20 protein-coding genes and 1 other RNA gene are annotated in these 25,888 nt (G+C 38.0%); 13 read left to right on the top strand and 8 right to left on the bottom strand.

Annotation, left to right across the window (positions count from 1 at the left end; all coding sequences use genetic code 11):
• Positions 1-84: 84 nt before the first annotated feature.
• Positions 85-696: a murein L,D-transpeptidase catalytic domain-containing protein gene (locus GGR22_RS13175; protein ID WP_121376666.1), complete on the top strand. Its 612-nt coding sequence runs from the start codon at positions 85-87 to the stop codon at positions 694-696.
• A gap of 343 nt (positions 697-1,039) precedes the next feature.
• On the top strand, positions 1,040-2,713 hold the full coding sequence (locus GGR22_RS13170; protein WP_182494044.1) for a T9SS type A sorting domain-containing protein: 1,674 nt from the start codon (positions 1,040-1,042) through the stop codon (positions 2,711-2,713).
• A 123-nt stretch (positions 2,714-2,836) separates the two neighbouring features.
• On the opposite strand, the gene htpG is transcribed toward GGR22_RS13170, so the two are convergent.
• Positions 2,837-4,723, bottom strand: coding sequence for a molecular chaperone HtpG (gene htpG, locus GGR22_RS13165; protein ID WP_182494043.1), 1,887 nt, complete (start codon positions 4,721-4,723; stop codon positions 2,837-2,839).
• Between the two features lie 184 nt (positions 4,724-4,907).
• Between htpG and GGR22_RS13160 the strand changes: the two genes are divergently transcribed.
• From GGR22_RS13160 to GGR22_RS13140, 5 genes are all read left to right on the top strand, one after another.
• Complete coding sequence (locus GGR22_RS13160; RefSeq protein ID WP_121376663.1) at positions 4,908-5,384, top strand: lipocalin family protein; 477 nt, start codon at positions 4,908-4,910, stop codon at positions 5,382-5,384.
• A gap of 19 nt (positions 5,385-5,403) precedes the next feature.
• Positions 5,404-6,099: an OmpA family protein gene (locus GGR22_RS13155; protein ID WP_182494042.1), complete on the top strand. Its 696-nt coding sequence runs from the start codon at positions 5,404-5,406 to the stop codon at positions 6,097-6,099.
• A 178-nt stretch (positions 6,100-6,277) separates the two neighbouring features.
• Entirely contained in the window at positions 6,278-6,946 is a 669-nt protein-coding gene (locus tag GGR22_RS13150; protein WP_182494041.1) for a TetR family transcriptional regulator C-terminal domain-containing protein, read from the top strand.
• 5 nt (positions 6,947-6,951) lie between these two features.
• Positions 6,952-8,265, top strand: a complete 1,314-nt coding sequence (locus tag GGR22_RS13145; RefSeq protein WP_182494040.1) for an ABC1 kinase family protein — start codon at positions 6,952-6,954, stop codon at positions 8,263-8,265.
• 327 nt (positions 8,266-8,592) lie between these two features.
• Positions 8,593-13,077 (top strand): GEVED domain-containing protein, encoded by a 4,485-nt coding sequence (locus GGR22_RS13140; protein ID WP_182494039.1) that lies wholly within the window; start codon positions 8,593-8,595, stop codon positions 13,075-13,077.
• 72 nt (positions 13,078-13,149) lie between these two features.
• On the opposite strand, the gene GGR22_RS13135 is transcribed toward GGR22_RS13140, so the two are convergent.
• Both GGR22_RS13135 and GGR22_RS13130 read right to left on the bottom strand, forming a co-directional pair.
• Positions 13,150-13,767, bottom strand: a complete 618-nt coding sequence (locus tag GGR22_RS13135; RefSeq protein ID WP_182494038.1) for a porin family protein — start codon at positions 13,765-13,767, stop codon at positions 13,150-13,152.
• Between the two features lie 214 nt (positions 13,768-13,981).
• Positions 13,982-14,611: a porin family protein gene (locus GGR22_RS13130; RefSeq protein ID WP_182494037.1), complete on the bottom strand. Its 630-nt coding sequence runs from the start codon at positions 14,609-14,611 to the stop codon at positions 13,982-13,984.
• A 75-nt stretch (positions 14,612-14,686) separates the two neighbouring features.
• Here GGR22_RS13130 and xerD point away from each other — a divergent pair, with 75 nt between their 5' ends.
• The 3 genes from xerD (at position 14,687) to GGR22_RS13115 (ending at position 17,581) form a co-directional block, all read left to right on the top strand.
• Positions 14,687-15,586, top strand: a complete 900-nt coding sequence (xerD, locus tag GGR22_RS13125) for a site-specific tyrosine recombinase XerD (RefSeq protein WP_182494036.1) — start codon at positions 14,687-14,689, stop codon at positions 15,584-15,586.
• Positions 15,587-15,672: 86 nt separating this feature from the next.
• Positions 15,673-17,196: a PAS domain-containing sensor histidine kinase gene (locus GGR22_RS13120; RefSeq protein ID WP_121376656.1), complete on the top strand. Its 1,524-nt coding sequence runs from the start codon at positions 15,673-15,675 to the stop codon at positions 17,194-17,196.
• Positions 17,183-17,581 carry a response regulator gene (locus GGR22_RS13115; RefSeq protein ID WP_121376655.1) on the top strand — a complete coding sequence of 133 codons (399 nt, stop codon included), beginning with the start codon at positions 17,183-17,185 and terminating at the stop codon, positions 17,579-17,581. Before GGR22_RS13120 ends, GGR22_RS13115 begins: the two co-directional genes overlap by 14 nt.
• Before the next feature lie 50 nt (positions 17,582-17,631).
• On the opposite strand, the gene rny is transcribed toward GGR22_RS13115, so the two are convergent.
• From rny to GGR22_RS13095, 4 genes are all read right to left on the bottom strand, one after another.
• The gene (gene rny / locus GGR22_RS13110) at positions 17,632-19,197 is read right to left on the bottom strand and encodes a ribonuclease Y (protein WP_121376654.1); all 1,566 of its coding nucleotides are present in this window, start codon (positions 19,195-19,197) and stop codon (positions 17,632-17,634) included.
• Between the two features lie 49 nt (positions 19,198-19,246).
• Positions 19,247-19,352: non-coding RNA, 6S RNA (gene ssrS, locus GGR22_RS13105), on the bottom strand.
• Positions 19,353-19,407: 55 nt separating this feature from the next.
• Positions 19,408-19,701: a cell division protein ZapA gene (locus tag GGR22_RS13100; RefSeq protein ID WP_121376653.1), complete on the bottom strand. Its 294-nt coding sequence runs from the start codon at positions 19,699-19,701 to the stop codon at positions 19,408-19,410.
• Positions 19,702-19,706: 5 nt separating this feature from the next.
• Complete coding sequence (locus GGR22_RS13095; protein WP_121376652.1) at positions 19,707-19,997, bottom strand: hypothetical protein; 291 nt, start codon at positions 19,995-19,997, stop codon at positions 19,707-19,709.
• Between the two features lie 185 nt (positions 19,998-20,182).
• Here GGR22_RS13095 and GGR22_RS13090 point away from each other — a divergent pair, with 185 nt between their 5' ends.
• From GGR22_RS13090 to GGR22_RS13080, 3 genes are read left to right on the top strand one after another with little or no spacing between them, the layout of a single operon-like run.
• Positions 20,183-21,880, top strand: coding sequence for a M23 family metallopeptidase (locus tag GGR22_RS13090; protein ID WP_182494035.1), 1,698 nt, complete (start codon positions 20,183-20,185; stop codon positions 21,878-21,880).
• Between the two features lie 11 nt (positions 21,881-21,891).
• Positions 21,892-24,357 carry a TonB-dependent receptor gene (locus GGR22_RS13085; protein WP_220477664.1) on the top strand — a complete coding sequence of 822 codons (2,466 nt, stop codon included), beginning with the start codon at positions 21,892-21,894 and terminating at the stop codon, positions 24,355-24,357.
• 54 nt (positions 24,358-24,411) lie between these two features.
• The gene (locus GGR22_RS13080) at positions 24,412-25,143 is read left to right on the top strand and encodes an EF-hand domain-containing protein (RefSeq protein WP_182494034.1); all 732 of its coding nucleotides are present in this window, start codon (positions 24,412-24,414) and stop codon (positions 25,141-25,143) included.
• A gap of 41 nt (positions 25,144-25,184) precedes the next feature.
• On the opposite strand, the gene GGR22_RS13075 is transcribed toward GGR22_RS13080, so the two are convergent.
• Positions 25,185-25,886: a hypothetical protein gene (locus GGR22_RS13075; protein WP_121376649.1), complete on the bottom strand. Its 702-nt coding sequence runs from the start codon at positions 25,884-25,886 to the stop codon at positions 25,185-25,187.
• Positions 25,887-25,888: the final 2 nt, after the last annotated feature.

The raw sequence follows: 25,888 nt of genomic DNA, 5'->3' as shown, positions 1-25,888 counted from the left end.
TTTTTGCTATTAAAAGATACTATTTTAACAGGATTTTAGTTAATAGATAATAATGTACTTTCAACTTAAAAGCCCCCATTTTGTATGATTCACAAAATCCTCTTGTTTGTCGCCTTGCAATTTATAAGCTGTGATAAATCTTCGGTAGCAGTTTCGGAGGAAATTGTCAAGAAGCGCGATTATGCAGCGTTTCATAAAGAGGCTAGGGAATTCTGCAAGGATAAAAAATTCAATGAAGGTTATTATTTTCTGATCGACTTGAGCATTCATTCTGGCAAGAACCGATTTTTTGTGTATGATTTCAAGACCAACCAAATCAGCAATGAGAATCTCGTCACACACGGCAGCTGCGATGTCAAAGAAGATAACGATACTAAATGGGAAAAGGCAAAATTCAGTAATAAAGACGATAGCCATTGCTCTTCAAAGGGCAAATATAAAATCGGCAAAAGGGATTCTAGTACTTGGGGAATCAAGATTAAATATTGGCTGCATGGATTGGAAGAAACCAACAAAAATGCGGTAGATAGGGTGGTAGTGCTGCATTCTTGGAGCGCTGTTTCAGATAAAGAAATTTACCCAAAGTATGCTCCCTTAAGCTGGGGCTGCCCGGCAGTTTCGGATGATTTTATGAGGGTTTTGGACAAAAAGCTGCAGCAAACCGACAAGCCCGTCCTGCTTTGGATTATTGAATGAATCACTTCTGGTTTGTTCATCTTATTTTGAATTAAAACCAAGCTAAAAAGAAAAATCACAAACCTATTTTTATAAGTTTTATATTGAAAATGAAACAATTATAGTGGCTTCCTAGTCTACTGTCGTGTTTTTTGAAGTAATTTAATTTTAGATGACATATTGCTTTGTTTTGACTACAATTTTAACTTTTTTGTGATTATAATTCTTATTATAGGTTTTTGAATAAAATGTAGTTTTTTTTGATAAATAAAAGAATTAGTTTCGAGTAAATTAACTAAAAAGATGATAATTATAAGTCTTTATGGTTGATTTTTAATTCTTTCTTCAACCTAAACTTCTTTTTATGAAAAAAACTTTACTATGTCTTTCTTCCCTCTTTTTGACCCTATTTTCTCAAGCACAAGAATTTGTTGCCTTTCAGGTAAATTCAGGGTTTAATGCAGATGTTATAGCAAACGGAATAGGCTTATCGACATCCTCAACGACTATTGCGGTAGATAATGCAAATTTTGCCTTTATTACCGCAGATTTTCAAGCAACGGCTGCAGGAACTCCTTTGGCAACGGCTTTGCCAATCAATGGTTTGATAAACAGTACGGCAACTGCAGGCTTGCAATTTCAGATGGCTTCCTATTCGGCTAATAATGTGTTGCGAATTCCGACACAAAATGAAAGCGGTACTCTGGTTTTTGCAAATCCGCTTAGAGGATCTCGACTATTTTTACTCCTGACTTCTGGCAGCGGTACGGCGACAATTTCTGGAACAATTAACTTTTCGGACAATACAACCCAAGCATTAAGTCCTTCCACAGTTCCGGATTGGTTTAATTCATCTGCATTGCCTGTAGCAATTTCGGGTATAGGGAGAGTAAATTTGGCCAATGACGTTGTTGAAAGTCCCTCTGGAAATCCAAGACTCTATCAGATGGAAGTAGCCATCTTGCCATCAAACCAGTCGAAGCAAATTTCTGGAATTACGATTACTAAAACTTCAATTGAAGAGGGTGTTCTCAACTTATTTGGCGCCAGTGCCGAAATACTGCCAACATGCCCATCTCCGACAGGATTATCAGCTGTAACTACGGCATCGGGAGCGACAGTTTCGTGGACGGCTCCTCCATCTGTGCCAAGCAATGGATATGACTATTATTATTCATTGACAGCTACTGCTCCAAATAACGATACGGAACCTACAGGCAATGTGGCGTCTACTCAAACAAGCTTGACGCTTAACGATTTAACCATAGGACAGCTGTATTATTTTTGGGTGAGATCTAATTGCGGTGCAACAGATAAAGGAGTATGGAGACCTACCAGTTTTACGACAGGACAGCTCACTACAACGCATACTACTGGGGATATTCTTACGGATAAAACAACCAGCACAGCTATTACTGTTTCCTCAAATACTGCATGCCCTGGGGTAATGACTGTGAATGTTCCTGCTGGTTATCAAATTGCCTCTGTAGCGACTTCATATTCTATGCAGACAGCTGCAGATGGATTTATGTCAGAACAGCGTTCCATCTTAGTGTGTAATACGACTGGTTTGAAAGAAGCTGCCATAACAAGTGGTGCGGGAGATACTTCAGGAACCTATCAATACAACCGTTCTAATCTTACTATTGCAAACGGAGCGACTGGCGCGGTACAATTTGAGCTAAGGGCCTGGAGAACGTATGGAACGACAGGCTGTAACGGAATATACAATCGCGTAGCGAACAATACGTGGAAGGTAACAATAACCTATCAGGCAGTTATTTTAGGGACGGATGAAAAAGACGCCATCAAGTTTAAAGCCTATCCGAATCCAGTGGGCGATGTCTTGACGGTTTCTGGGGAGGCTGTTATTTCTGAAATAATGGTTTATAATTATTTGGGACAGAAAGTAATGCAGCAAGTCGGAGATAGTAAGTCGGTTGACGTAAATACTTCTCAGCTTTCAGCGGGTAGCTATCTGGTAAAAGCAAGAGATACTGATGGAAATCAAAACACTTTAAAAATTGTAAAAAAATAGTTAGTTAAGTTTCTTTAAAAAGGGCGTTCAGTTGGTTGGACGCCTTTTTTAATGTGCTAATGTAAGCAATAAAAAAACCTGCAATTTTACTTGCAGGTTTGCTTTTTATAAGTAATCTAAAAACTATTTGATCAGTTCGAAACTTCTCTTTACAAAAGCGGTCAGCTCTTCGCCTTTTAATAGGTTTTGAGATAGTTTTGCCAAATCTAGAGCTTGTTTCACTAAAGCTTCTTGGTGCAACTTGTCAGTAGAATTTAAAATGTTGGAAGCTAATTCGTGATTGGTATTCACCACCAAATTGTACATTTCTGGCATATTCCCCATTCCGAACATACCGCCACCTCCGGTTTGACTCATTTCTTTCATACGGCGCAGAAATTCTGGCTGCGTGATTACGAATGGTGCCGACTGACTGTCTAAAGCTTCTAATTGCACAGAATATTTCTTATCTGAAATAACACTTTCCAATTCGGTTTTTAATTTTTCTTTTTCTTCCTCAGAAAGCTTAGAAATCGTTTCTTCGTCTTTTTTAATTAAGTTGTTGATATGATCCGAATCTACACGTGTGAATGTCAGCTTTTCGTTGTCAGCTTCCAGCTTTTGGATCAAGTGCGAGATAATCGGCGAGTCTAAAAGCAGTACTTCATAGCCTTTGGCTTTGGCCTCGGCAATATAGCTGTGCTGCGCATCTTTGTTAGAGGCATAAAGAATCACAAGATTTCCGTTTTTATCGGTCTGGGCATCTTTTGTCTTTTCTTTTAGTTCGTCAAGCGTGAAATACTTGTCATCTACCGTAGGATATAAGGCAAATGCGCCAGCTTTTTCATAGAATTTAGGTTCAGAAAGCATTCCGTACTCCAATACGATCTTGATGTCGTTCCACTTTTGCTCAAAATCCTCACGGTTTTCAGTGAATAAAGATTTTAGCTTGTCGGCTACTTTTCTAGTGATGTAATTGGAAATCTTTTTTACTGCGCCGTCAGCCTGAAGGTACGAACGCGAAACATTCAGCGGAATGTCTGGCGAGTCGATAACGCCTTTAAGCATCGTCAAGAATTCAGGAACGATTCCTTCTACATTATCCGTTACATAGACTTGATTTTGGTACAGCTGGATTTTATCTTTCTGAATCTGCAGGTCGCCTGTCATTTTTGGGAAATACAAAATTCCTGTCAGGTTAAAAGGATAGTCTACGTTCAGATGGATGTTGAAAAGCGGCTCTTCGAATTGCATCGGATACAATTCTCTGTAGAAATTTTTATAATCGTCTTCCGTAAGATCGGCTGGCTGTTTTGTCCAAGCTGGATTCGGATTGTTGATGATGTTGTCCACTTCAATAGTTTCAGCTACATAATCTTCTGGAGCATCTTCTGGTTTTGGAAGCGTTTCCGTTGTTGTCCCGAATTTAATCGGAATCGGCATGAACTTATTGTATTTCTGCAACAGTCCAGAAATTTTATTTTCTTCTAGGAATTCAAGAGAATCTTCGGCAATATGAAGGATGATTTCTGTTCCGCGAGAAGTTTTGTCAGCAGGCTCAAGCGTGAACTCTGGACTTCCGTCGCAGGTCCAATGTGCGGCAGGCTCGTCTTTAAAAGATTTGGTAATGATTTCGACTTTTTCTGCCACCATAAATGCAGAATAGAATCCAAGACCGAAATGTCCGATGATTCCTGAATCTTTGGCAGAATCTTTATATTTTTCAAGAAATTCTTCAGCACCGGAGAAAGCCACCTGGTTGATGTACTTTTCAACTTCTTCCGCTGTCATTCCCAAACCTTGGTCGATGATATGGATTTTCTTTCCTTCTTTGTCGATTTTTACTTCGATAATCGGATTTCCATATTCAACTTTCGCTTCGCCGATGTTTGCCAGATGTTTAAGCTTCAAGGTAGCATCGGTAGCGTTCGATACTAGTTCGCGCAAGAAAATCTCATGATCGCTATAAAGAAACTTTTTGATAAGCGGGAAAATGTTTTCTACCGAAACATTAATTTTTCCTGTTGTCATAAACTATTGATATTAATATTGTTAATTATTTTCGAGATTTTTATTTTCAAATAGGATACCAAATAGTATTGGAATGACAAATTGGCTGAATTGTTAATTTTAAGATAATAAAATCGAAATTTTAACATTTCAAAATCATTCCATTGTATATTTGTAGTGTAATAAACTTTAAAAATACCAATCTATGAAAAAATTAATCTTATTAGGAGTATTTGCCGTGCTATTTGCATCCTGCAAAACTTCATCGATAACAAACACCAAGACGGATAGGTCTTCGCAAGTTGCGATAAAAGGAAATTGGGTTATTAGCTCTGTCAACTATCCGGGCTCAGAATACATTAAGGTAAATTCATTCCAGCTTGCAGATTCTCAATGTTTTGTAGGAAGTACTTGGAAATTTATCTCTAATAATAATAAAGGAGAAATGGCATTGACCAAAACGGGATGTCCAGCATTCAGTTCGCCAATCACATGGTTCGTTAACAAAGACGGACAATTTGTCCTTAAGGTTCTTGACGCTGGCGAAAAAGCAAAAAAAGTCAGAGACGGTTATGTATTGGCAGTCGCAAACCAGACTGAAAGTTCATTCCAATTGATTGACAAGATTGATGTAGGAGGAAAATTGACTGATGTCGTATATCAATTTACAAAAGTAAACTAACCCAAAAACAATAATCGATATGAAAAGAATTGCAATATATTCATTGGCATGCCTATTTGCTGTAGGTACATTTTTTACAAGCTGTGAGTCTGTAAAAAACACAAATAATACCCAAAAAGGTGCTGGAATTGGTGCTGTGGCAGGTGCCGTAATAGGTGGTGTCTTAGGGAACAATTTAGGTAAAGGCGGGAATACGGCTCTTGGAGCTGTTCTTGGAGGCGTTGTCGGTGGAACTGTCGGTGGCGTTATCGGAAACAAAATGGACAAACAGGCAAGAGAAATTGATAATGCCCTGCCAGGTGCTGAGGTAGAAAGAGTAGGTGAAGGAATCAAATTGACATTGAATGAAAATGCTGTGCGTTTTGATACGAACAAATCTACTTTAACAGCAACTGCAAAAGCTAATTTGGATAAATTGGTATCTGTGTTTAACTCATACCCTGACACGAATATCCAGATTTATGGTTATACAGACAGTACTGGTCCAGCGGATTACAATTTGAAATTGTCTGGAGAAAGAGCAGCTTCTGTAAAAAATTATTTAACAAGCAAAGGAATCTCGGCTTCAAGATTTAATACTACAGGATTAGGAATTGCTGATCCTATTGCAACAAATGATACTCCAGAGGGAAGATCTCAGAATCGTCGTGTTGAATTTGCGATTACTGCAAATGAGAAAATGGTTCAGGACGCTCAAAAAGAGGTGAAAAACTAAATTCTGTACACTATAAAATTGCAAAGGCTGTCTATAAAGGCAGCCTTTTTTATGCCTTAATCTATTTGGTTGTGAAATGAATAGTTCAATTTTTTTGAAAGATATTTAACAGATGTTTATATGTTTCAGAAATAATTGAAACGTATCTTTACTGTACAATTTAAAAGATAAAAGAATCATGGCAACAGCAAAGAATCCAAAGTCAAAAAAACAGCTTATTGACGACGATCAATTGATCGGACTCTATATGAATGCTGTTCTAGAAAAGAATGAGGCTCCAAAAAATGTGTACCTTTTTTGCAAAGAGCACGCGATAGAAGAGGCCGATTTTTATTCTTTCTTTAATTCGCTAGATGCTGTAAAAGAAGCTATCTGGGTCAAGTTTTTTGATAACGTAGTCGGTATGCTGCAAAAAGATTCCAATTATTCAAGCTATGAAAACAGGAATAAATTGCTGTCGCTTTATTTTACGCTATTTGAAATCCTGACGCTGAACAGGAGTTATATCTTTTATGCGTTGAAAGACAACAAAGAAGGCCTCCGCAATTTAAAACAGCTGGCATCGCTTCGAAACCATTTTAAAGATTATATCGTAGATATATTAAAGTCAGGTGAAACCGAAAAAGACAGCAAGGTGAAAAAAATCACAAGGCCGGTTTTTTCTGAAGGTGCTTGGCTTCAGTTCTTATTTATTTTGAAGTTTTGGCTGGAAGATACATCAAAAGGATTTGAAAAGACCGATATCATGATTGAAAAAGCGGTAAAAGCAACTTTTGACATATTGGATACGACGCCGTTAGAAAGCCTGTTTGATTTGGGAAAATTTATCTGGAAAGAAAGAGCATAAGAAAGATGAAAACATTAGACAAGATACCTGTAAATAAAATCGAAAGGGCCGGACAGCTGGTAAAAACCGGATTCAAAGTTGGCGGTAATTATATTGCTTATTATGGCGAAAAAATCGTAAATCCTTCCCTGACGAAAGAAAAGCTGAATGAAAATAATGCAGAAGATATTTATGACGGCTTGAAAAACTTAAAAGGAAGTGCCTTGAAAGTAGCGCAGATGCTGAGTATGGATAAAAATATCATGCCAAGAGCTTACGTGGAAAAATTTTCATTGGCACAATTTTCTGTACCGCCGCTGTCAGCTCCATTAGTAAGGAAAACGTTCAAGAAATATCTGGGCATGTTTCCCGAAGAACTGTATGATTCGTTTACGCCCGATTCAGTAAATGCCGCAAGTATTGGCCAAGTACATAAGGCTGCAAAAGACGGCAAAAAGCTGGCTGTAAAAATCCAGTATCCAGGCGTAGCAGATAGCATCAGTTCTGATTTGGCAATCGTAAAACCATTTGCTATCAAGATGTTTAATCTGCAAGGCAAGGATTCTGAACGCTATTTTAAAGAAGTAGAACATAAGTTGCTAGAAGAGACCGATTATGAATTGGAACTGCGTCAAGGCGTTGCTATTGCAGAAGCTTGTAGCGAGATTGTTAATTTGAAATTTCCGAAATACTATCCCGAACTATCTTCTAAAAAGATTATTTCGATGGATTGGATGGAAGGCGAACATTTGTCTGAATTTGCGGCTCATAATGAAGATAGAGCTAAAGGCGACAAGATCGGGCAGGCGCTATGGGATTTTTATATGTTCCAAATGCACCAATTGAAACAGGTCCACGCAGATCCGCATCCAGGAAATTTTCTGATTGATGAAAAAGGCAATCTTATTGCGATTGATTTTGGCTGTATAAAACACGTTCCAGAAGATTTTTATGTTCCTTATTTTGAATTAGCGAAGCCTGAAATTATTGATAATCCGGTGCTTTTCTTAGAAAAATTATATGAATTGGAAATCTTGCGACATGATGATACAAAAGAAGAGATAGTCTATTTCTCTCAATTGTTCCACCAATTGCTTGATCTGTTCACGAAGCCTTTTCAAAGGGAAGCTTTTGATTTTTCTGATGAAGAATTTTTTGGCGAAATGGCACAGCTTAGCGAAGAATATAGCAAAGACTCGAAGCTACGAAAAATGAATGGTAATCGAGGCTCGAAACACTTTTTGTATATCAATAGGACCTTCTTCGGATTGTATAGCTTGCTGCACGATTTGAAGGCCAGAATCGATACTGAGAATTATAAAAAATACATGAAGAATTAGTTTTTGTTTTAATGGTTGGTTAGGTGGTAAGAGCGATTCTCCAAATTGGGAAATCGCTCTTATTTTTTTATGAAAAATGTAACTTTTTCTCTTATAAATGTGTTTATTAGACGATTTTAATAGCAATAAGTAGGTTTAATCTTACTTGATTTCTTTATTTTCTGTCCAAAAATTAAAAAAACTTATCAACAGGAAGAGGCAAATATTGTAGTTGAACGATATGGAAATGTAGTTAATCGTAATTATTGTGAAAATGCTTTTGTGGGTTTGAATTTATGTTAAAAACATTTGGTTTTATTATAAATTTCGATGTTAAACCCCTAGACTATGAAAAATAATTACAATAATTTATCAATTGATGAATTTAGATTTGAAAGAAATAAAGATGTTTTTCATTCGATAAATGGTAGTTTGTCTCTTAAGAATATCTTTCAAGTTGCCTTAATTTTGATCGTTTTTTTAATTGGAGATGTAAGTTATGCACAATGTGCAGCTTATACAACTAATGCAGCATGTACAACAGCTGCCCCCACGATTGTTGGAAATAACATTTCTTGTTCACCAAATCAAAATAATGCTGGAAGAAGAAATTTTGTTGTTACTGGAATGCAAGCTGGAGCAACTTACAGAGTTTCGAGTTGTGCATCTACATATGATACCCAAATGACAATTAGGGATAATGGAGGGACTGCGGTTGGATATAATGATGATGATGGGCCTGCCTGTACTGGCAATAGAGCTTCCATTGATTTTATACCAGCAACAACAGGAACTTATAGAATTCAGCTTAATGAATTTGATTGTAATGCATCAGGAAATAGAAACGGAGGAAATATTGTAGTTACATTATTGAGCTTACCTGCGGCTCCAGTAATTTCAGGACTCAGCGCAACTAATGGTTGTGTTGGAAGTTCATTAACAATAACAGGAACAAGCTTGTCCGGTACCTCTAGTGTCACAATTGGAGGAACTGCAGCGGCAATTACGAATAATACGGCAACTTCGATTACCGTTACAATAGGTACAGGAACAACAGGTAATGTAAGCGTTACCACGCCAGGAGGGACAACGAACTTCGGTACGGCATTTACAGTAAATGCTTTGCCTGCTAATCCAGGAAACCCGACGAGCAATTCTCCCCAATGTACTTCTCCTGGAGTCACATTGACAAGATCAGGGACCCCTCCAGCCGGACAGACTTGGTATTGGCAGACAACAGCAACAGGGACATCTACTGCAAACAGCGGTAATACATATGCTGTAACGACTGGTGGAACGTATTATATTCGATCCCAAAATAATACTACGGGTTGCTGGAGTACAGGATCAGGAAGTCTGGCTGTTACAGTTAATAGTTTGCCAGGAACTGCATCAGGACCATCGCCAGCTAATGCCGCTACTGGTGTTTGCTTTTCAGGAACAGGAGCGACAACTTCTATAACATGGACTTCTGTGGCTGGCGCTACTTCTTATGATGTTTATTTTGGTGCAGGAAGCTTACCGGCTCTTGTAACAAGCAATGTGACAACAAACAGCTATAGCACAGGCACATTAGCAGCGTCGACTACGTATTACTGGAGAATCGTGCCAAGGAATGCTTGCGGAGCTACAGCAGGATCGCCAACGACTTGGAGTTTTACTACAAGTGCTACCATGTGTTATTGTGCTTCAACATCGACCAACAACAACGAATATATTTCAAGAGTAGTTTCCGGAGGATTTACCAATACGACAACACAGTCAAATTATGCGGATTATACTGGTTTGGGGTCTATTGCTTCTGTAATGCAAGGAACAGCTACCTCGACAATTAGAGTGACAACTTCAAGCGGCCATAATAATGATGGCATCTACCTTTTTGCAGATTGGAATCAGGATGGCGACTTTGCCGATGGAGGAGAAGTCGTAGCGGGACCAACTGCCGCTGCAGGAAGTGGTACCTATAGCTTGACAATTACTGTTCCGGCCGGCGCAACTATTGGCACGACTCGATTGAGAATAAAATTGGCAAGAAATGCCAGCAATAATCCGTGCCAAGCTACTTTCAACAATGGAGAAGTAGAAGATTACCTGATTACCGTAATCCCGACCTGTACGCTTACGGTTACAGCGACTTCTGGGCAACATTGCGGTCCCGGAACAGTAACTTTGACGGCTGTTGGAGGTTCGGGTACAACACAATACAGATGGTACGAATACATAAGCAGCGGTAGTCCCGTTGCAACCACAACTACAGGTTCTTTTGTGACGCCTTCATTGACAACTACAAAAACCTATTACGTGACGGCCTATAATGGAATTTGCGAAAGCCCTAGATTTCCGGTAAATGCCTTTATTTATTCTTCCCCAGCGTCTTCTGTAACTCCAGCTGCTGCGAATTTATGCGACGGCGTAATCGAGTTGGTAGCAACTGGAAGTAACTCTGGAACAACAGATACGCTTTTCTACGAAGATTTTGAAGTGTCTACTTCTACGCTTATGATGCTTCAAGATTATGGATCTTCAGCAAATGGATATTGGTATATTGAAGAAAGTCCAAGTGAGTATATAAGCTATGAAACAGTAAGTTCGGGAAGCAATTTTGGAGCAATTGATTCTTTTTATGATTTATTTGGTTATTCTAATAACGCCCTGACCATGAGCGGTGCTATCAGTACGTATAATTATACTTCTTTGGCTCTTAACTTCAGGCATTACTACGAATATGTGAATGATGAGGCACCGGACCGAGCTATTATTGAAGTCAATACCGATGGAGATTTAGATGGAGTCTGGACTGCATTACAGACCTATACAAGCGATCAAGGAGCTCCGACAAATTTTTCCACAGTGAATATTGATTTGTCAGCTTATATCAATCAGCCTAATTTAAGAGTCCGATTCAGGTATTATTCGGGTTGGAATTATGGTTGGAATATTGACGATATTCGAATCACCGGAACTTCTGTTCCTTCACCAGTAGCATGGACGCCTGTAACGGGATTGTATACAGATGCAGCGCTTACGACTCCTTATACTGGAGGCAATAGTGCTACGGTCTATGCTTATCCTGATACGGCGCAAACCTATACTGCAACTGTAACAAACGGTTCTGGATGCCATGCAACCGATACCTCCATCATTTCTGGAAATTCTAATATATGGAATGGTACTTCGTGGAGTACTGGAACCTCGCCGATAACCGGTACAGAGAAGATAATCTTTAACGGCAATTATAGCTCTACAGGAGATCTTTCGGGCTGTCTTTTACAAGTAAATAGCGGCAATGTTGTTATTAATGCTGATAATACGATTACCATTGCAAATCAGGTAAGGATAAAACCGGCGGCTACCTTTACTCTCGAAGATACCGCAAGTCTTTTACAGACAGCAGGAACGGCTAACACAAACATCGGAATCATCAAGGCAAAACGCAATACACAGCCGATGAAAAGGCTTGACTTTACGTATTGGTCATCTCCAGTTGCAGGACAGACGCTACACAATTTGTCGCCTACTACCTTAGCAGACAAATATTATAGCTGGAATCCAGTGAGCCAAGCTTGGGTAACCCACATGAATGGCAATACCACAATGCTTGATGCTAAAGGATATATCGTAAGGGCACCGCAAAGTTTTTCTACTACGGCAGCTATACCTTATATTGCGACATTCGAGGGGATTCCTAATAATGCAAATATTTCAATTCCGGTTTACGGAAATACGAGTATACTGCCAGCCGATTATAAATGGAACTTGATGGGAAATCCATATCCATCTGCTTTAGATATAGATGAATTTTTATCGCATCCGGATAATATCGCGGCTGTCGACGGAACGATTTATTTATGGACGCATAATTCGGCACCAAGCAACGCAATTCCTGGCGACCAGACTTACAATTATACGGCTAATGATTATGCAACGTATAATCTTTCGGGTGGTGTTGCGACTTCGCCTGCGACTCCAGATCCGTTGCACCCTGAAATCAGCAATAATTTCAATACTACAACGCCGACAAAATACTTGGCTTCTGGCCAAGCCTTTTTTGTAAGAGGTCTTGGAAATGTTCCAGTAAGATTTATAAACGACATGCGTGTTCAAGATGAAAACAACCAATTCTTCAGAAATTCGAATCCTCATGGCAATACGATCAATTCAAGAATTGAAAAGAATCGATTCTGGCTTAACATACGAAACAGCCAAGGCGCTTTCAATCAAACATTAATCGGATATATCGAAGGTGCTACAAATGGCTTGGATAGAGGTTTTGACGGGAATTTGTTTGGAGGAAATTATGTTTCAATTTATTCCATCAGTAATGCACAAAAGCTAACCATCCAAGGACGTGCACTGCCATTTGATGAAGCTGATAGTGTAGATCTGGGCATCAAGGCTACTATTGCAGGAACCTTCACAATCAGCCTTGACATGTTAGACGGATTATTTGTAACTCAAGATATCTATCTAAAAGACAATCTTCTGAATGTTATCCATGATCTGAAATCGGGTCCTTACAGTTTCACATCTAGCATAGGAACTTTTGATAGCAGGTTCAAGATTGTGTATGAGAATGACGCACTTGGAGTTCCAGAATTTAATGCAGAAAGCATTATTATCTATAAAAAAGACAAAAGTGTTGTGGTAAATGCTGGATTAGCCATAATTGGGGAAGTCAAAGTTTTTGATATTCAAGGAAGGCTATTATTTGATGGCCAGAAGATCAATGCTACGGAAACCATCATCAAAAGCTTGCCTCCGACAGAACAGGTACTTATTGTTCAGGTAGTCACTGCTGAAGGAGCAAAAGTGGCTAAGAAAATAATTTATTAGACTTGAAACTAATTAAAAAAGAAAGCCTTTGGAATTTCCAAAGGCTTTGTCTTTTATAGCTTTTTGATTGTATTAGAACTTATATCCAATACCGATTTGAAAAACAGAGTTTTTTACATCTGTATCTTCCACAATTTCGGTTACGCCATAAATGTATCTTCCGGTTGCGAAAAGTCCCATGTCGGTTTGAAAAGTAATACCGCCGGCAATTCCGAAATCAAAGTCTTTGGCTTCATTTAAATCTAAATCGCCACCGTCGTCATTTGCATCAGAATCAATTTCTTCGTTTACCTTAAAGCTGAACTGTGGTCCGACTTCAAAACTTAAACCTCTCGTAGCATAAATTTTCGCTAACACAGGCACATTAATATAATCAAGTTGGTATTCTACTTTTCCATCGCCGCCTATAAGCCCTCCGTCAATATCAGACTTGAAACCTTGTCCAGAATATAATGCTTCCACCTGAAGCGAAAGAATATCTGCCAATGGTAATTCTCCAACAAGACCTACGTGGAAACTTGTTCTTGAGTCTGGACTGTCAAAATCATCTCCAGTAACGGTGGCAAAATTTACACCACCTTTTACGCCCAAGCTAGGTTGTCTGCTCGTCGTGTTGTCTGCTTCTTGCGCGTTTGCTGTCATAGCCGTCAATAAAATTGAGCCTGCTGTGATTAATTTTAATAGCTTCATAATCTTCTTTTTTTAATTAAGGTTTGTAAGTCAAATTTAGATTTAAGAATGGTCTTAAAATTCTAAATATTTCATAATTCACAAAAAATTAACTATTTTAAGTGTAAAAGTTTATAATTTATGGTTATTATATAATATTTTTTTGTTTAGATATAAACTTTTGATTGTTTTTTAAATTTTATATTATCTAAACTTGGTGGAGAAATGGGAAATGTTAAAATTTATATCCCAATCCGAATTGTATAACGGAGTTTTTAGCATCAGAATCTTTGATAACTTCATTAAAACTGTGATTGTACCTTCCATTAATGAACAAACCTCCGTCAAATTGAAAAGTCAGGCCTGCTGCCAATCCCATATCGAAATCATTTACTTCATCCAAATCATTTCCTTCATCGTCGTCGCCAGCATCCAAATCAATTTTCTCATTAATCTTGAATCCGAACTGAGGACCAGCTTCAATACTAAATCCTTTTACGATGTACAGTTTTGCCAATACAGGAACATTGATATAATCCAATTGGTATTCTGCAGTATAATCGCTTCCTAAAAAAGAATAATTCCTTTCAAAACCTTGTCTTGAATAAATAACTTCGGGCTGAATCGAAAAGGAATCATCTATCAGCGGAATTTCAGCCGTAGCACCTACATAGAAACTCGTCCTGGCATCAGGACCTTCATCAAAGTCACCTTTTGTAATCGTGGCGTAATTCAGACCGCCTTTTACTCCAAATCCAGCTTTATTAAATGAGCCATCAGATTGGGCCTGTACTTTTTGAGTCGAAAAAGATAGCATTCCGCCAATCAAAAGCACATTTGTCGAAATAATTTTTAATAGCTTCATAATTAGATTATTTTTGTTAGTAGACAAACAAGTACATTTATTATGCCAGCATAGTAATTCGGCAACATTCAGCAAATGGCAAACTGGGAGACATACATTAAAAATTTCCAATCTTTTTTAAAGATTGAGCGTGGCTTGTCAAAAAATACGATTGACAATTATACGTTTGATATAGAAAAGATTGTTTTGTATCTTTCTGTAAATCAAATAAATGTAAGTCCTGTTGCTATTTCTGAAGAAGTGATACAGCAATTTATTTACGATATTTCGAAAACGGTAAATCCTCGTTCCCAAGCAAGAATCATTTCGGGATTGAGAAGTTTTTTCAGCTACATGATTTTTGAAGATTATAGAAATGATAATCCGATGGAACTTGTAGAAATCCCCAAAATAGGCAGAAAACTCCCCGATACATTGTCAACGGATGAGATTGACAAGATTATCGGCGCGATAGACTTGTCTTCCAACGAAGGCGAAAGAAACCGGGCCATGCTGGAAACACTTTACGGTTGCGGATTGCGGGTTTCGGAATTAGTGTCTCTCAAGATCTCGGACCTTTTTTTTGAAGAAGGTTTTATAAAAGTAAAAGGAAAGGGTGACAAGCAGCGTTTTGTCCCAATCGGAAATCTTACGCAGAAGTATATCGATATGTATAAGACTTCGATACGATCGCATCTTTCCATTCAAAAAGGTCATGAAGACACGCTGTTTCTTAACCGACGAGGAAAACAGCTGACAAGGGCTATGATTTTTACGATAATAAAAGACTTGGCGGTAAAAATCAATCTTAAAAAAACAATCAGCCCGCATACATTTCGGCATTCTTTTGCTACCCATCTTTTAGAAAATGGGGCAGACCTTCGGTCAATCCAATTGATGCTTGGACATGAATCGATTACGACTACAGAGATTTATGTACACCTCGACAGAAGGCATCTTACCCAAGTTATGAATGCATTTCATCCAAGAAAATAACCGTTAAACGATTTTGTGTTTTTCCTATATGGATTTGACATTTTGGTATATACTTTTGTGCCACCTAACCAATATGTTAACCTTTAATGCCATTCGAGAATTACGTAAATTCAGATGAATCTTACACTTCGAATCAATTTTATGAAAAGCTTCTGAAAGAAATTCCAGATCTGATTTTTCAGTTTAAAATTGAAAAGGATAATACTTACAGTATGCCATTTGTAAGCCACTCCGCTATGGAGATTTACGGGTTCGAAAAAGATTATCTTGAGCATGATGCTGGAGTCGTGATAACAGATCGCATTCTTAAGGAAGACGTGAAAGGATTTTTAAAATCAGTCCTAAAATCAAGGGATACCTTAACAAGATGGAACCATGAATATAGGGTTCTGCTTCCGAAAAAAGGAATCCGCTGGCTGAAAGGCTCGGCAAAACCTGAAGCTTTAGAAGATGGGAGTGTCGTATTTTATGGACGAATTGCCGATGTTACGGCAAACAAAGAACAAGAATTACGACTGATCTTATCTGAAAAACGCTTTGAGTTTGCACTAGAAGCTTCTATGGGCGGTGTTTGGGATTGGAACCTCCAAAACAATACGGTTTTCTATTCTGAGCAGTCGATGAAAATTCTTGATCTTGATGAAGAAGAAGGAATCAATTCGTTTGAAAACTGTACCTCAAAAGTGCATCCTGACGATAGGAAGGAATATCTTTCGGATATCGACATGCATTTAAAAGGAGTGACCGCAGTTTATGAAAACCTGCATAGAGTACAGGGGCGAAAAGGAACATATAAGTGGATACTCGACCGCGGTAAGGTAATTGAACGCGACAAAGCCGGGAAGCCGTTAAGAATTATAGGAACGCATACCGATATTTCTTCTCAAAAAGAAAGAGAAGATGAGTTAAAAAAAACGCTTGATATCGTAAGCGAACAGAATAGCAGGTTATTGAATTTCGCTCATATCGTTTCGCACAATTTGCGTTCGCATGCTGGGAATTTTACGATGCTTCTTGATCTAGTTGACGATATTCAGGATACTCAAGAACGCGAAGAAACGCTGTTGCACCTGAGAACAATTTCGAACGAATTGACCCAGACAATAGAACATCTGAACGAATTGGTCAGCATACACACAGAAATAAAGATTGCTCGAGAAAACCTGAATCTGAATGAGTTTTTTCAGAGAACGCTGAATGTTCTGAGCGAAAAGATAAATAAGCATAATGTAAAAATCATAAGCTTGATTCCGGATGACGTGTATATAAATTATAACCCGGCTTATTTGGAAAGCATTCTTTTGAATTTTACGACAAATGCGATCAAATATTCCCATCCTGACAGACAGTTGGAAATCACCTATCAGCTGACCTATGAAAAAGGGAAAAAAGTACTGACGATTTCAGATAATGGACTCGGGATAGATTTGGATAAATATAGGAATTCGCTTTTTGGGATGTATAAGACGTTTCATCAGCATCCGGATTCTAGAGGAATTGGCCTTTTTATAACAAAAAATCAGGTCGAAGCCATGGGTGGAAAAATTGAAGTTACAAGCAAAGTTGGGGAAGGAACTGCATTTAAAATATATTTTAATGAAAAAGTTTAATGATGTTTTCGTGGTTGATGATGATAAAATCTACCATTTTATATTAAAAAATTTATTGAAAAAGAATAATATAGAGGTCAATTCACGTTTTTTTGAAAATGGGCAGGAAGCAATTGAAGGCCTAAAAGAAAATTCCAAAAACGGAACTACGTTACCAGACCTGATTCTTTTGGATATCAATATGCCAGTAATGGACGGATGGCAGTTTCTGGAAGAATTCCAAAAGATCAAAGGATCGCTGAATAAGGAAACCGTAATTTATATGGTAAGCTCTTCTAACAGCCCTTTCGATTTGAATAAGGCCAAAGATTTTCCTAACGAAGTAAAAGACTATTTCCTGAAGCCTGTCTGTCTTGAAGATATCTGCAGGATATTCCTAAACTAAAAAAAGCTCCTCAAATAAATGAGGAGCTTTTTTTAGATGTATTCTGTAAATTATTTCGCAATATTTACAGCTCTTGTTTCCCTGATAACCGTGATTTTTACTTGTCCAGGGTAAGTCATTTCAGTCTGTATTTTCTGTGAGATTTCGAAAGAAAGGTTTGCTGCGTTATCATCAGAAACTTTTTCGCTTTCTACGATAACACGCAATTCTCTACCTGCTTGGATCGCATAGGCGCTTTTCACTCCTTGGAAACCATAAGCAATATCTTCAAGATCTTTTAATCGTTGGATGTATGAGTCTAAAACCTGTCTTCTGGCTCCAGGTCTCGCTCCAGAAATAGCATCACAAACTTGGATGATCGGAGAAAGCAATGATTTCATTTCAATCTCGTCGTGATGCGCTCCAATTGCATTGCATACTTCTTCTTTCTCGCCATATTTTTCAGCCCATTGCATACCTAACAATGCGTGTGGAAGATCACTTTCCGTATCAGGCACTTTTCCTATATCGTGTAATAATCCGGCTCTTTTTGCCAGTTTAACATTCAGTCCTAATTCAGCTGCCATGATTCCACAAAGCTTAGAAACTTCACGGGAGTGTTGTAATAAGTTTTGTCCGTAAGAAGAACGGTATTTCATTCGTCCTACCACTTTAATCAATTCTGGGTGTAATCCGTGGATTCCTAAATCGATAACCGTACGCTTACCAACTTCGATAATCTCGTCATCAATTTGTTTAGCGGTTTTGGCTACTACTTCTTCGATTCTGGCAGGGTGAATACGTCCGTCGGTTACCAATTTATGTAATGCCAAACGAGCAATTTCTCTACGTACAGGGTCAAAGCAAGAAAGGATAATGGCTTCTGGAGTATCATCAACGATGATTTCAACACCTGTTGCTGCTTCCAAAGCTCGGATATTTCTACCTTCACGGCCGATGATTCGTCCTTTTACATCATCCGATTCGATGTTGAATACAGAAACGCAGTTTTCGACAGCTTCTTCTGTACCGACTCTTTGGATTGTATTGATAATGATTTTCTTCGCTTCTTGTTGTGCCGTAAGCTTGGCTTCTTCAAGCGTTTCTTGGATGTGCGACATAGCGCTGCTTTTTGCTTCAGCTTTCAAGCTTTCAACCAATTGGTTTTTCGCTTCTTCGGCAGACAATCCAGAGATAACTTCAAGCTGTTCTACTTGGCTTTTGTGTAATCTGTCTACTTCAGCTTGCTTTTTTTCTAGCGATTCGATTCTGTTAGAATAATCGTTGATTTTTGCTTCAAGATCATCGGTCGCCTTTTTAGTTTTTGCTAGTTCATTTGATACTTGAGATTCTTTATCTCTTGTTCTTTTTTCTGCTTCTGCTATTTTTTTGTCTCTAGCCAAGATTACTTGTTCGTGCTCTGACTTAAGTTCGATGAATTTCTCCTTTGCTTGCAGGATTTTGTGCTGCTTGTTGGTTTCGGCTTCTGCTTTTGCATCTTTTAAAATCGATGCGGCCTCTTTTTTGGCGTTTTTTATCAGGTTGGAAACGTTGCTCCTTTCCATCACTTTTGCAATAGCAAAACCTGCTGCGATGCCTACGATTCCTGAAATAATTATAATTAATGTACTGTCCATGTTTGTTGAAATTTATATATAAAAAAAGCCTACATTAGATTGCTTGTATAAACTCGTTAAGACAAGTTTTGAGCTAACTCGCTGTTCAAGGATCTGCTCAAGGCAGCTTGCTTTAGTAACGATGATTTGCTCATTTTAATTTGTTAGTGTTGAGTTTACCAAATATGAACTAATGTAGGCAGTATTTTAGTCTATGTTAAAGAACGTTTTTTATTTATCTAGATAGCTTGCTAATAAATCATTAATCTTCTTCAGTCTTTCGTTGGCTTCAACATTATCTGTCGAAGAATCGATTTGTTTCTGCTCTAATTGCGATGCAAATTGCAAGGCGCACATTGCCAAAACATCCTGTTTGTCACGAACCGCATAATTCTCTTCGAATTGCTTAATCATTAAATCAATCTTTTTGGAAGCGCTTCGCAACCCTTCTTCTTGTGACATGTCTACTGTTAAGGGATAGACTCTGTCTGCGATTGATATTTTAATTTTAAGCTTTTCGTCCATAATTACTAATCTGAAAGCTGTGCTATACAGTAATCAATTTCACGGATTAATGAATTTATCTTAAGCTTTGTATCTCTTTTATTTTCTTCACTGCCTAATAATGAATTGGCTATTCTGAGTGTGTCATGCTGTGATTTCAACGTTTCGATCTCTTTCGACTGTTTCTGCATCACTATTGCGGCCTGATTCAATTCTTGCTGCAGTTCGCGTGATGTTTTTTCCAAACCCTCAATTTTTGCGATGAGTTTTTCAAGCCTGCTTTCAAGAGTATCAATGATTTGCGCAATTTCACTCATTGGAGTCAATATTCATTACATAATTTACAAAGTTACTATTCCTATTTAAATATTGCAATATTTTTCCTTAAATTATCTTTTTAATCGAACCTTTTGTTGTAATAATTTGTAAAATAAGGAGTTATAATTTCGGAAAATTCTATATTTTCTTCACGCTTTTTTTTATATTAGCAAAAACCTTTACTATGCGATTTAGCCTAATTTTTTTATTATTTACCCTCACGGTTTTTGGACAAAACGACTATCCAAAAGATTATTTTCGTTCTCCCTTGGATATCCCACTTTATTTATCTGGAACATTTGGAGAATTGAGAGGAAATCATTTCCATACCGGACTTGATTTCAAGACGCAGCAAAAAGAAGGATTGAATGTCTATGCGGCGGCTGACGGTTACGTATCCCGAATAAAAATTTCTACATGGGGCTACGGAAAAGCTATTTATATCACGCATCCCAACGGCTATACCACTGTTTATGGGCATCTTCAAAAAGCTTCCCCTGCAATCGAGGCGTATGTCAAAAAAGCCCAATACGCTCAAAAAGCATTTGAAGTCGAAATGTTTCCTGCAGAAAATGAACTTGTGGTTAAAAAGGGAGATATTATCGCATTATCTGGAAATTCGGGCGGATCTGGCGGACCGCATTTACATTTTGAATTTCGTGATTCAAAAACAGAAAAGATAATTAATCCGATGTTTTTCGGATTTGACATACAGATAAAAGATACTAGGCCTCCTGTAATTAACAATCTTGTAGTGTATCCTATCGGCGACAGTTCTAGCGTAAACCAGATGCAGCGGCCGATGGAAGTCAATCTTTCGCTACAGAAAGACGGCAGCTACATCGCAGAAAAAATTGTTGCCAACGGAAAAATTGGATTTGGTGTCAATACTTACGATCTTTTCGACAACAGTTATAACAAAAATGGGGTGTTTAAAGTGCAAGGATTGTGTAACGGAAAACCTTTTTTCGGTTACCAATTTGATTCTTTTGCTTTTGATGAAGGACGTTACATTAATGCGCTGATTGACTATTCTAGATTCAAGAGGACCGGTCAAAGGGTGCAAAAGCTGTTTATGATCGAGCCGTATCTTTTGAGCATCATAACGTCTAACAATACTTATGGGATGGTTGAAGTGCTTCCTAATCTTTATCAGAATTTTCAAGTTGAAGTTTCTGATTTTAATAAAAACAAGAGCATTATCAACATTCCAATTCAATATTCATCCTTGCCGATAACCGTTCCGAAGGAAGAAAAGCGCTCCGGCTTTTTTCTAAAAGCACGAAAAGACAATAGTTATGCAAAAGACAATGTTACTGTTTTTGTACCGGCCGGAACTTTTTATGAAGATTTCTACCTTGATTTTGATGTAAAAGACACGGTGCTGTATCTCCATAACGAAGCTGTTCCTGTGCATAATAATATCACCATGACTTTTGAAGATGCAGTTTCTTCCGAGGCTGACAAAGCAAAAATGTTTATCGCTTCCAAGGAAGGAAAACGTCTTGGCTATAATAAGACTTATCGAAAAGGAAATATTTTTACGACGTATACTAAAGATTTAGGTGAATTCGTTTTAGCAAGGGATACGATTGCGCCGAAAATCAGCAATCCAAATTTTGTAGAAGGCAAATGGATCAGCAAGCAGCAATTCCTAGAAATTTATATATCCGATAATATGTCTGGAATCGCAGAATATAACGGATATCTGAACGGAAAATGGATTTTGTTAGAATACGATTACAAAACTAAAAAGCTTTCGTATAATTTTGAGGACAATATCGCTGATGAAGGGCGAAATGATTTAAAAATAGTTGTTTCTGATAATATGGGAAATTCTACTACCTTTGAGTCGCATTTTTTTAGAAGTCAACAACAATAAAAGAGTATAATTTGAAAACAAAGAATAATTTATTTGCAGTCCTTTTTTTCTTTATAGGCTTGGCCGCATTCGCACAGACCGCTAGAATTAAAGGTGTTATTTTAGATGAAAACAACCAGCCAGTCGAAGATGTAGATGTCAGCTATAAAAATACCTCGACGACTTCTAACGAAAATGGATTTTACATACTGACGGTTCCGGCCAACCAAAAAATAACAATTGTTTTTTCGCACTTAGCAAATAAAAGTTCCTCTTTGGATATTGAGTTGAAGCCTAACGAAGATTTTGAATTCAATCCTGTCTTAAGCAAAAAGGTTGAGATGATCGGTACTGTCGAGATTTATGACAACCGAAAAAGAGTAGAAGGAATTACCAATATTGCTCCTAGAGATATAAAATTGATTCCCGGTGCTAACGCAGGTGTCGAAAACCTTTTGAAAACATTGCCAGGCGTAAATTCCAATAGCGAATTAAGTACGCAATATGCTGTCCGAGGCGGAAATTATGATGAAAATTTAGTATATGTAAACGAAATTGAAGTCTACCGTCCTTTTTTGATTCGTTCGGGCCAGCAAGAAGGATTGAGCTTTACCAATACCGACATGATCCAGAATGTAGATTTTTCTGCCGGAGGATTTCAAGCCAAGTATGGCGATAAACTGTCGTCTGTATTGGATATTACCTACAGAAGACCTAAAAGCTTCGGTGCTTCTCTAGAAGCTAGTTTTCTAGGAGGAAGCCTGATGGTCGAAACCGCTTCAAAAAATCAAAAATGGGCTGCGATTACAGGCGTGCGTTACCGAGATAACAGTCTTTTCGTAAACAGTCAAGAAACTGAGACCAATTTCAGGCCTACGTTTGCCGATGTACAGACGTATGTGACCTATAATCCGAATAACAAATGGGAATGGAGCTTTCTTGGGAACATTTCCCAAAACAAATACAACTACGAACCTTTGACAAGACAGACCAATTTCGGAACGATTGATGATCCGAAAGCATTACTGGTATTCTATCAAGGACAAGAAAAAGACCAATACGATACCTATTTCGGGGCTTTAAAAACAACTTTAAAGGCAAGCGAAGATTTCACCTTGAAGTTTATTGCTTCCGCTTATCATACCCAAGAACAAGAATATTTCGATATCAAAGCCGATTATAGCTTTGGCGAATTGGACACAAACATTGGCTCTGGAAATTTAGGAAACATCGTCTATACACAAGAAATCGGTTCTCAGTTAAACCATGCCAGAAATGATCTGGATGCGTTGATCGTAAATGCCGAAGTAAAGGGTTTCCATAACATTAACGAAAATAAGATAGAGTGGGGCTTCAAATATACCCGTGAGGATATTCGCGATAGGATTGTGGAGTGGGAAGTCATCGACTCTGCAGGTTTTTCATTAAATCCGCCGATTATTGATTTGCCAATTCGCGATCAGCCGTACAATCCGTATACAGGACCATTAGTGCCGTATCAAAATGTAAGAGCTTTAAATTATACAAAAATCGACAGGCTTTCTGGATATGTACAATGGAGCAAAAAAAGCATGCTTGGAAGCCATGATGTTTGGTATAACTTCGGTGTAAGAGCCCACAATTGGCAAGTTTCTGGAGATGATATAGACGGAAAAAATCAGACGACTTTCAGCCCAAGAGCCCAGTTTGCCATAAAACCTGATTGGGAAAGCGATATGGTCTTCCGCCTGTCGGGAGGTTTGTACCACCAGCCGCCATTTTACAGAGAACTCCGTGGTGCTGACGGTTTGGTAAATCCAGATGTGAAAGCACAGCAATCGATACATGTCGTCTTGAGCAATGATTATAGTTTCAAGATGTGGGAAAGACCATTTAAGCTGGTCACGGAGGCTTATTATAAATCAATGTCAGATGTAAATACCTACACGCTTGATAACGTACGAATCCGATACAGCGCCAATAACGATGCCAAGGCCTATGCTACAGGTTTTGATGCGCGCTTGAACGGAGAATTTGTTCCTGGCACCGAATCTTGGTTCAGTTTCGGATACATGAAAACAGAAGAAAATATAAACGATCGCGGTTACATAGCAAGACCAACAGACCAAAGATTGAAGTTCGGCATCTTGTTCCAAGATTATGTGAAAAACATTCCTAACCTGAAATTATATCTGAACCTTGTGTACAATACTGGCCTGCCAGGCGGCTCTCCGTCCTATGCTGATCCGTATGTGTACCAAAGCCGTTTGCGTGATTACCGCAGGGCAGATGTAGGTTTTTCCTATGTCTTTACAGAGAAAAACGAAACAAGACCTGACGGACATTGGCTGAAGAAATTCAAAGATTTGTCTTTAGGATTGGAGATATTCAACTTATTCAATAACCAAAATGCAATAACAAATACTTGGGTTAGAGATGTTTATACGAAGGTGCAGTACGGAATTCCGAATTATATGACCACAAGGGTTTTCAATATTAAGCTGACGGCAAGATTATAAATTGAAATTCTGAAGTTTTATCTTTATATTTGAATGACTATTTAAGCTTAAGAAATGAGAAAATTTCCAATATATATACTAGCAGTAGCATTAGCTTGTTTGGCTAGCTGCGAAGAAAAGAAGGAAACTCCGAAGGTGATTTATGATACGAAGCCTGAAAAAGTTACTGCAAAAGCAGATTCTTCACAGATAAAAATTGCTGATCTTCCGATTCATATGGAAGGTACCAAATATCTGATTCATGCCATTGGCGATGTTCGTATCTATGATGGAAACACAAAGACCTACGGGACAAGCAAGACCAATTCTGTAAGCTACGCGATTTCAAACTACAATCGTTTTGAACTGACGGGTTATTTTGAAAACCTCAAATTCCAGCATATTGATTCTACAGCCTTGAAACCGCTTACGGATAAGAAAATACAAATGCAGACGGTTACTTTCCTAAATACGATTTCAGATAAGACCAAAAAGCAGATTTTGGTTTACTCTTTGGTCGACATGGATACGAATAAAGACGGAAAATTAGATGCAAACGATATCAAATGCCTTTACATCAGCGAATTTAACGGAAAGCATTTCCATAAACTTTCAGAAGATTACCAAGAATTGATTGATTGGAATATTGTTGAAGCTCAAAATAGGCTGTATTACAGGACTATCGAAGACATTAACAAAAATGGAGCTTTTGATAAAGACGATTTAGTGCATTATTATTATGTAGAATTGCTTTCTCCTGATTGGAAAACTGAAAAATATGATCCGATTGGAAACAACGGAGCCTAAATAAAAATCCCTAAGCACTTAACTTGGGGATTTTTTTATTCTTAAATCAAGATATCGCTTTCTAAATCTGATTTCTCGATTGTAAAGTCGAAGCCAAGCTGTCCTACGAGCTGAATTACGAGGTTTTTATACCAGTTCTCTGATTTTGGATGTATGTATATCTTTTCAATTAGTTTGTTGATATCCACGTCTATTTTGACGCCTTCGTTGATGGTAAGGTTATGAGAAGAAAGATTTGAGATGATTCGAACTTCTCTCTCGTACTGGAAACTTTTGCGTTTGAAAAGAAAAGGGAAGAAATCATCATCGAAAGGAATGTATTCTTTTTTATAATCGATATAATTTACTTCACCAATGTGCTGTTCGTAGTGCTTCTCCAAATGCAACGATTCCTGTATTCTCTTGATTGTAGATTGTATGGCTAGTCCTTCGCTGTTTTGGGTAAAAATCTGCCACATGGCAAAAGACTCATATTCATTAATATGCCAGCTGCTGATGACTACATTTTTTCTCTGGGTTTTGTATACGTCTAGAAATTCAGGATTGTTTTCAGAAATTTTCCGGATTTCCTCAAACGTAGGCTCGCTGAAAGTACCTTCATACTGATCCTCAAATTTATCAGAACGTGACATAAAAAGTTTTTTGGACAACAACAGGTCCAGGAACTTAGATAAATCCAAATATTTCCAAACGACTGTGTCGCTATTTTCCGGAAGGCTTATGTTTGGATTATTCTGATACATAA

Origin of the sequence: Flavobacterium gossypii, from assembly GCF_014138495.1 — a bacterium.
Taxonomy (GTDB): domain Bacteria; phylum Bacteroidota; class Bacteroidia; order Flavobacteriales; family Flavobacteriaceae; genus Flavobacterium; species Flavobacterium endophyticum.
The sequence above is the reverse complement of the archived record's forward strand: the minus strand, read 5'-3'. Positions and strand labels throughout refer to the sequence as shown.

Bases quoted from the DNA above. Each gene is read 5' to 3' on its own strand.
- GGR22_RS13175 (WP_121376666.1), top strand. From the start codon at position 85: ATGATTCACAAAATCCTCTTGTTTGTCGCCTTGCAATTTATAAGCTGT.
- GGR22_RS13170 (WP_182494044.1), top strand. From the start codon at position 1,040: ATGAAAAAAACTTTACTATGTCTTTCTTCCCTCTTTTTGACCCTATTT.
- htpG (WP_182494043.1), bottom strand. From the start codon at position 4,723: ATGACAACAGGAAAAATTAATGTTTCGGTAGAAAACATTTTCCCGCTT.
- GGR22_RS13160 (WP_121376663.1), top strand. From the start codon at position 4,908: ATGAAAAAATTAATCTTATTAGGAGTATTTGCCGTGCTATTTGCATCC.
- GGR22_RS13155 (WP_182494042.1), top strand. From the start codon at position 5,404: ATGAAAAGAATTGCAATATATTCATTGGCATGCCTATTTGCTGTAGGT.
- GGR22_RS13150 (WP_182494041.1), top strand. From the start codon at position 6,278: ATGGCAACAGCAAAGAATCCAAAGTCAAAAAAACAGCTTATTGACGAC.
- GGR22_RS13145 (WP_182494040.1), top strand. From the start codon at position 6,952: ATGAAAACATTAGACAAGATACCTGTAAATAAAATCGAAAGGGCCGGA.
- GGR22_RS13140 (WP_182494039.1), top strand. From the start codon at position 8,593: ATGAAAAATAATTACAATAATTTATCAATTGATGAATTTAGATTTGAA.
- GGR22_RS13135 (WP_182494038.1), bottom strand. From the start codon at position 13,767: ATGAAGCTATTAAAATTAATCACAGCAGGCTCAATTTTATTGACGGCT.
- GGR22_RS13130 (WP_182494037.1), bottom strand. From the start codon at position 14,611: ATGAAGCTATTAAAAATTATTTCGACAAATGTGCTTTTGATTGGCGGA.
- xerD (WP_182494036.1), top strand. From the start codon at position 14,687: ATGGCAAACTGGGAGACATACATTAAAAATTTCCAATCTTTTTTAAAG.
- GGR22_RS13120 (WP_121376656.1), top strand. From the start codon at position 15,673: ATGCCATTCGAGAATTACGTAAATTCAGATGAATCTTACACTTCGAAT.
- GGR22_RS13115 (WP_121376655.1), top strand. From the start codon at position 17,183: ATGAAAAAGTTTAATGATGTTTTCGTGGTTGATGATGATAAAATCTAC.
- rny (WP_121376654.1), bottom strand. From the start codon at position 19,197: ATGGACAGTACATTAATTATAATTATTTCAGGAATCGTAGGCATCGCA.
- GGR22_RS13100 (WP_121376653.1), bottom strand. From the start codon at position 19,701: ATGGACGAAAAGCTTAAAATTAAAATATCAATCGCAGACAGAGTCTAT.
- GGR22_RS13095 (WP_121376652.1), bottom strand. From the start codon at position 19,997: ATGAGTGAAATTGCGCAAATCATTGATACTCTTGAAAGCAGGCTTGAA.
- GGR22_RS13090 (WP_182494035.1), top strand. From the start codon at position 20,183: ATGCGATTTAGCCTAATTTTTTTATTATTTACCCTCACGGTTTTTGGA.
- GGR22_RS13080 (WP_182494034.1), top strand. From the start codon at position 24,412: ATGAGAAAATTTCCAATATATATACTAGCAGTAGCATTAGCTTGTTTG.
- GGR22_RS13075 (WP_121376649.1), bottom strand. From the start codon at position 25,886: ATGTATCAGAATAATCCAAACATAAGCCTTCCGGAAAATAGCGACACA.